The following is a 6,978-nucleotide window of genomic DNA, read 5'->3' on the forward strand; positions in this document are numbered from 1 at the left end:
CCGGCAGAGGTAGTCCAGACCCCCCTCGCTCACCCACCCCACGCGGTCGTTGAGCGCGTGCAACCCCGGCAACAACTCATCCCGCCGCTCCCGCGCCGCACGACCGCCCCGTGCCCACCGCAGATCCGCGTCGCTGCGGTCATCGGCCCCCTCCCACGCGGATTCCGGCGGCCCGAGCACCGCGTCGACGGCCGCCCGCTCCTCGTCCGTCGGCTTGCTGTCACCGAAGTGCAGATCCATACGTCACCTCACGTCCAGTACGTCACGTCACGTCGCCGACATGGTCAGCTTGTCGATGCGTATCGCCGACGCCTTGAACTCCGCCGTGCCCGCGATGGGGCAATTGGCTTCGATCGTGAGCTGGTTGGTGTCGACCTCGTCGGGAAAATGCATGGTCATGAAGGCCAGACCGGGGCGAAGCCCGGTGTCCACCCACACCGGCGCCGTCACCGCACCGCGCCGCGACGACACCCGGACCTCCTCGCCGACCACGACCCCGTACCGCTCCGCGTCCTCCGGGCACAGCTCGACGTACTCACCGCGCCGCAGCGGCGAGGCAAAACTCCCGCTCTGCACACCGGTGTTGTAGGAGTCGAGCCGCCTCCCCGTCGTCAGCCGGATCGGGAACGCCTCGTCCGTGAGGTCCACCGGCGGATCGTGCGCGACGAGCCCGAAGGGCGCGGGCACACCCCGCCGCTGAGGGTCCGCCTCCCACAACCGCCCGTGCAGATAGCTCGGTTCGATCCGGTCCTCCGAAGGGCACGGCCACTGGATGCCCTGGAGGGACGCGAGCCGGTCGTACGTCATGCCCCAGTGGTCCGGCGAAACCGACCGGAGCTCGTCCCACACCGCCTGCGCGTCCGCGTACTTCCAGTCGTGACCGAGCCGTTCGGCGAGGTCGCAGAGGATGTCGATGTCCTCGCGCGCCTCACCGGGCGGCCGCACGGCCTTGCGCACCCGCTGCACTCGCCGCTCGCTGTTGGTCGTCGTACCGTCGGTCTCCGCCCAGGCGGCGGTGGCGGGCAGCACGACATCGGCGAGTTCGGCGGTCTTCGTGAGGAAGATGTCCTGTACGACGAAGAAGTCCAGGGCGCGCATCCGCCGCACCGCCTGCTCGCTGTCCGCCTCCGACTGCGCCGGGTTCTCGCCGATGCAGTAGACGGCCTTGAGCGAGCCCTCCTCCATCGCCTCGAACATCTCTGTCAGGTTCAGTCCGTAGTGCGGCTGGATCACCGTGTCCCAGGCCGTCTCGAACTTCAGCCGGGTGTCCGGGTCGAGGATGTCCTGGAAGCCGGGCAGGCGGTTGGGGATCGCCCCCATGTCGCCGCCGCCCTGCACGTTGTTCTGCCCGCGCAGCGGCTGGAGCCCGGAGCCGTACCTCCCCACGTGGCCGGTCAGGAGCGAGAGGTTGATCAGCGCGCGGACGTTGTCCGTGCCGTTGTGGTGCTCGGTGATGCCGAGCGTCCAGCACAGCTGCGCCCGCTCGGCTCGTGCGTAGACGTGCGCCAACTCCTTTATGGCGGCGCCCGGTACGCCCGTCACCTTCTCGGCGAGCGAGAGCGTCCACGGCTCGACCAGGGCCGCGTACTCCTCGAAGCCGGACGTGGCCCGCTCGATGAACGCCCGGTTGGCCAGGCCTGCGTGGATGATCTCGCGGCCGATCGCGTGCGCCATCGGGATGTCCGTGCCGACGTTCAGGCCGAGCCAGCTCTCCGCCCATTCGGCGGTCTTGGTGCGGCGCGGGTCGACGGCGTACATCCGGGCGCCGTTCCGGATCCCCTTCAGGACGTGCTGGAAGAAGATCGGGTGCGCGAAGCGGGCGTTGGAGCCCCACATCACGATCAGATCGGTGTGCTCGACCTCTTCGTAGGAAGACGTGCCGCCGCCCGACCCGAAGGCCGCCGACAGGCCCGCGACGCTCGGTGCGTGGCAGGTGCGGTTGCAGGAGTCGACGTTGTTCGTGCCCATCACCACGCGGGCGAACTTCTGCGCCACGTAGTTCATCTCGTTGGTCGCCCTGGCGCAGGAGAACATCCCGAACGCGCCGTGCGCCTCGCGCAGTCCGGCGGCCGTGCGGGTCAGTGCCTCGTCCCAGGTCGCCCTGCGCAGCGGCTCGTCGCGCGAGTCGCGTACGAGGGGGTGGGTGAGCCGGGCGTACGTCTTGGGGGAGCGGTCGCGTTTCCTGCTCATGCCGGGCTCCCTGTCCCTGTGGTCTCGTTCATGCCGCGCTCCTCATGCGGTCGGCCAGCAGATCCGAGATGGCGTGGACGGTGCGCAGCGTCGGCACCGGGACCCCGGTGATCTCCGCGAGTTCCACGACGGCCGCCAGCAGCACGTCGAGTTCCAGCGGTTTGCCGCGCTCCAGGTCCTGGAGTGTGGAGGTGCGGTGGTCGCCCACGCGCTCGGCGCCCGCCAGGCGCCGCTCGACGGAGATGTCGGGGCGGCAGCCGAGGGCCGCCGCGACGGCGAGCGTCTCGGTCATCATGATCTCGATGACGCGCCGGGTGCCGCCGTGCAGGCACATCTCGCGCATGGTGGCGCGGGCGAGCGCGCTGATGGGGTTGAAGGAGATGTTGCCGAGCAGCTTGATCCAGATGTCGCCGCGCAGTTCGGGTTCGACGGGGCACTTCAGGCCGCCCGCCTGCATGGCCTCGCTGAAGGCGAGGCAGCGCCCGGAGCGCGAGCGGTCGGGCTCTCCGACGGAGAACCGGGTGCCTTCGAGGTGCCGGACGACTCCCGGCCCTTCCAGTTCGGTCGCCGCGTACACCACGCATCCGATGGCCCGCTCGGGCGCGATCACCGCACTGACCGCGCCGCCCGGGTCCACGCTCGTGACGCGGTGGCCGTCGTGCGGACCGCCGTGCCGGTGGAAGTACCACCAGGGGATGCCGTTCTGGGCGGCGACGACCGCCGTCGTGTCGTGCAGGAGAGGCTCGATCAGCGGCCCGCACGCCGCGTACGAGTTGGCCTTCAGGCCCAGGAAGACGAAGTCGACGGGGCCGATGTCGGCCGGGTCGTCGGTGGCGTGGGCCCGTGCGGTGAAATCGCCGCGCGGGCTGAGGACACGTACTCCGTGCTGCCTCATGGCCGCCAAATGCGGTCCACGGGCGACTAGATGGACGTCGGCACCGGCGCGGTGCAGCGCGGCTCCGACGTAGGCGCCGATCGCACCGGCGCCGAGGACTGCGACTTTCACGGTGGCGCGCTCCGTTCGGTCGAGGGTTCCGAAGAAGGCTCAGAGGTTCGACATCGCATGCCATGACTGTCGATGGAATATTGTCTACAGTATGGAAGTTGGGGCAGCAAGGGGTCGCGCGGCACATTGCATACCGTCGACGGAATCGGCTTGACCCCCTTCCCAACTCCCCGGTCGGTTCCTACTGTTTGGGATCATGAAGCCTCCCGTCGCACCCCCGGGATGGAGTCGCTGGCTAGTACCGCCCGCCGCCCTGTCCGTACATCTCTCCATCGGCCAGGCCTACGCCTGGAGCGTCTTCAAACCCCCGCTGGAATCCGCGCTCGACCTCAGCGGCACACAGAGCGCGCTCCCCTTCCAGCTCGGCATCGTGATGCTCGGCCTCTCGGCGGCCTTCGGCGGCACGCTCGTGGAGCGCAACGGACCGCGCTGGGCGATGACGGTCGCCCTCGTCTGCTTCTCGTCCGGCTTCCTGATAGCGGCGCTCGGCGCGGCGGTCGGCCAGTACTGGCTGATCGTCTTCGGCTACGGCTTCGTCGGCGGCATCGGACTCGGCATCGGCTACATCTCGCCCGTGTCGACGCTGATCAAGTGGTTCCCTGACCGCCCCGGCATGGCGACCGGCATCGCGATCATGGGCTTCGGCGGCGGCGCCCTCATCGCCTCGCCCTGGTCGGCGCAGATGCTGGACTCCTTCGGCACGGACAACGACGGCATCGCGCTCGCCTTCCTCGTGCACGGCCTCACGTACGCCGTCTTCATGGCGCTCGGCGTGTTCCTGGTGCGGGTTCCGCGTACGGAAGGCGCGCGGGCGCCCGGCGCTCCCGGGGTGCTCGACGGGCCGCAGGTCTCCGCGCGGGCCGCCGTGCGCACCCCCCAGTTCTGGTGCCTGTGGATCGTGCTCTGCATGAACGTGACCGCGGGCATCGGCATCCTGGAGAAGGCGGCGCCGATGATCACCGACTTCTTCTCCGACACCTCGACGCCGGTCTCGGCCGCCGCGGCGGCGGGCTTCGTCGCCCTGCTCTCCGCCGCCAACATGGCCGGGCGCATCGGCTGGTCATCGGCGTCCGACCTGATCGGCCGCAAGAACGTCTACCGCGTCTACCTGGGCGTCGGCGCACTGATGTACCTGCTGATCGCCGGCTTCGGGGACAGTTCCAAACCGCTCTTCGTCGTCTGCGCGCTGGTGATCCTCTCCTTCTACGGAGGCGGCTTCGCGACGATCCCCGCCTATCTGAAGGATCTCTTCGGGACCTACCAGGTCGGCGCGATCCACGGCCGTCTCCTCACCGCCTGGTCCACGGCGGGCGTCCTCGGGCCGCTGATCGTCAACTGGGTCGCCGACCGCCAGGAAGAGGCGGGCAAGAGCGGGGCCGGGCTCTACGGCCTCTCCCTCACGATCATGATCGGACTCCTCGTCGTCGGATTCGTGGCGAACGAGTTCGTCCGTCCCGTCCACGCCCGCCACCACATCCCCGCCCCGAGGGACCCGAAGGAGGAAACCCATGACGGCACCGACCAGCACGCCGCCAAGTAGTCCGCCCCGCCGCCGGGCGCTGATCGTCGGCGCCTGGCTCTGGGTGGGCATTCCGCTCGCATATGGGGTGTATGAACTCGTACACAAGGCCACCCAGCTTTTTACCGGGTGACGCGATGATGAGAAGTGTCCAAAGCCCGCGCCCGTTTCCTGTCGCTTTACGTGTCCTGTTACTGGTGAGTCGCTGACCAGACTGGACGGTCCCGCATCTCCGGCACCAAGGGGGACCCGTTCATGCACGGCTCACGCATCGCCGCCGTCGGTCACTACCAGCCCGCCAAGATCCTCACCAACGAGGATCTGGCGGGCATGGTCGACACCAGCGACGAGTGGATCCGCTCCCGCGTGGGCATCCGCACCCGTCACATCGCGGGACCGGAGGAGCCGGTCGACGAGCTCGCCGCGCATGCGGGGGCCAAGGCCGTCGCCGCCGCGGGCCTGACGCCCGACGCCATCGACCTGGTCCTGGTCGCCACCTCCACCGCGATCGACCGCTCGCCGAACATGGCGGCGCGGGTGGCGACCCGCCTCGGCATCCCGTCCCCGGCCACCATGGACATCAACGTCGTGTGCGCGGGCTTCACGCACGCCCTCGCCACGGCCGACCACGCCGTACGGGCAGGCGGCGCCACCCGTGTCCTGGTGATCGGCGCGGACAAGATGTCCGAGGTCGCCGACTGGACGGACCGCACCACCTGCGTCCTGGTCGGGGACGGCGCGGGCGCGGCCGTCGTCGAGGCGTGCGAGCCGGGCGGCGTGCCCGCCATCGGCCCCGTGCTCTGGGGTTCGGTGCCCGAGATGGGCAACGCGGTGCGCATCGAGGGCACGCCCCCGCGCTTCGCGCAGGAGGGGCAGAGCGTCTACCGCTGGGCGACGACGCAGCTGCCGCCGCTCGCCCGCAAGGCCTGCGAGCGGGCCGGTCTGACGCCGGCCGACCTGGCCGCGGTCGTCCTGCACCAGGCCAACCTGCGCATCATCGAACCCCTCGCCGAACGGATCGGCGCGGTCAACGCGGTCGTCGCGCGTGACGTCGTGAACTCCGGCAACACCTCGGCGGGCAGCATCCCGCTCGCCCTGTCCAAGCTGGTGGGGCGCGGCGAGATCAACCACGGGGACCCGGTGCTGCTCTTCGGCTTCGGCGGGAACCTCTCGTACGCGGGCCAGGTCATCCGCTGCCCGTAGCGGGTCCGCAGCGGTTCCGCACCGGGCGGATCAGCGCTTTCCGGCTGTGTGACGGGTCCAACTCCCCCTGGTGCTGGCCATTGTGCTCAGTAGACTGTAGACAAAAGGCAATCGTCGAGGAGGGGACCGCGATGTTGTCCACAGGACTGCCGCAGGGAGCGGTGCCCAAGCTCGAACGGCCCGGTCCGCTCCGCGAGCGGGTCTACGAAGCGCTGCTCGAGCTCATCACGACCCGCGCGCTCCAGCCCGGCCAGCACCTCGTGGAGAGCGAACTGGCCGGGCACCTCGGGGTGTCGCGGCAGCCCGTGCGCGAGGCCCTCCAGCGGCTCAACACCGAGGGCTGGGTCGATCTGCGCCCCGCCCAGGGCGCGTTCGTGCACGAGCCGACCGAGGAGGAGGCCGACCAGCTGCTCACGGTCCGCACGCTCCTGGAGGCGGAGGCCGCACGGCTCGCCGCGGCCAACACGGGCACCGCCGGGATCACCGCCCTGGAAGAGCTGTGCGCCAAGGGGGAGCAGGCCGTCGCGGACGGCGACGTCGACCTGGTGGTGACCACCAACGCCGCGTTCCACGCCAAGGTGATGGAGCTCGCCGGCAATGTCGTGCTCGCCGAACTCGCCGGGCAGGTGGACCGCCGGGTGCGCTGGTACTACACGCCCGTGGCGCGGCAGCGCGGCAAGCAGTCCTGGATCGAGCACCGGGCGCTGATCGCGGCGATCGCCGAGCGCGACGAGCGCAAGGCCACGGAGATCATGCGCGCGCACACCGAGCACACCCGGGAGACCTACCACCGGCGCGAGCGCGACGCCTGACGCGTCAGCCCTTCCGGGGCGCCAGGACCGCCTGTGTCTGCGTCGTCTGCCCGGCCGGGCGCCCGTCCGCGTCGTAGACATCCGTCTGTACGACGACGAAGGTGCCGCCCGCGTGCAGCGGCCGGGCCACGGCGCGGGCGCTGCCCGAGCGCACGGCGCGGAAGAAGTTCGTCTTGGACTCCACGGTGGACGTGCTCGCTCCCGCCGGCAGGTTGAGATAGGCGCAGACCGCGCCCACGGTGTCGGCG

General features: G+C 70.2%; 7 protein-coding genes and 1 pseudogene. 4 read left to right on the forward strand and 4 right to left on the reverse strand.

Annotated elements, in window-relative coordinates:
- The 3 genes and pseudogenes from ACQKIP_RS35095 to ACQKIP_RS35105 all read right to left on the reverse strand — a co-directional run.
- Positions 1 to 240 (reverse strand): annotated as a pseudogene (locus ACQKIP_RS35095) (NADH-quinone oxidoreductase subunit E); the annotation flags it as partial.
- Between the two features lie 27 nt (positions 241 to 267).
- Entirely contained in the window at positions 268 to 2,190 is a 1,923-nt protein-coding gene (locus ACQKIP_RS35100; protein ID WP_365855602.1) for a molybdopterin oxidoreductase family protein, read from the reverse strand.
- Positions 2,191 to 2,218: 28 nt separating this feature from the next.
- Positions 2,219 to 3,196 carry a 2-dehydropantoate 2-reductase gene (locus ACQKIP_RS35105; protein WP_365855600.1) on the reverse strand — a complete coding sequence of 326 codons (978 nt, stop codon included), beginning with the start codon at positions 3,194 to 3,196 and terminating at the stop codon, positions 2,219 to 2,221.
- A gap of 196 nt (positions 3,197 to 3,392) precedes the next feature.
- Between ACQKIP_RS35105 and ACQKIP_RS35110 the strand changes: the two genes are divergently transcribed.
- From ACQKIP_RS35110 to ACQKIP_RS35125, 4 genes are all read left to right on the forward strand, one after another.
- Positions 3,393 to 4,736: an OFA family MFS transporter gene (locus tag ACQKIP_RS35110; RefSeq protein ID WP_365855598.1), complete on the forward strand. Its 1,344-nt coding sequence runs from the start codon at positions 3,393 to 3,395 to the stop codon at positions 4,734 to 4,736.
- Entirely contained in the window at positions 4,705 to 4,848 is a 144-nt protein-coding gene (locus tag ACQKIP_RS35115; protein WP_427745062.1) for an MFS transporter small subunit, read from the forward strand. The genes ACQKIP_RS35110 and ACQKIP_RS35115 overlap by 32 nt, the downstream gene beginning before the upstream one ends.
- A gap of 122 nt (positions 4,849 to 4,970) precedes the next feature.
- Positions 4,971 to 5,918, forward strand: coding sequence for a beta-ketoacyl-ACP synthase III (locus tag ACQKIP_RS35120; protein WP_365855596.1), 948 nt, complete (start codon positions 4,971 to 4,973; stop codon positions 5,916 to 5,918).
- A 131-nt stretch (positions 5,919 to 6,049) separates the two neighbouring features.
- On the forward strand, positions 6,050 to 6,730 hold the full coding sequence (locus ACQKIP_RS35125) for a GntR family transcriptional regulator (RefSeq protein ID WP_365855594.1): 681 nt from the start codon (positions 6,050 to 6,052) through the stop codon (positions 6,728 to 6,730).
- A gap of 4 nt (positions 6,731 to 6,734) precedes the next feature.
- Here the strand turns inward: ACQKIP_RS35125 and ACQKIP_RS35130 are convergent.
- Positions 6,735 to 6,978: PaaI family thioesterase (locus ACQKIP_RS35130; protein WP_427745063.1), on the reverse strand; the 244-nt coding region annotated here is incomplete at its 5' end.

Source organism: Streptomyces sp. NPDC059900 (genome assembly GCF_050270335.1).
Taxonomy (GTDB): Bacteria; Actinomycetota; Actinomycetes; order Streptomycetales; family Streptomycetaceae; genus Streptomyces.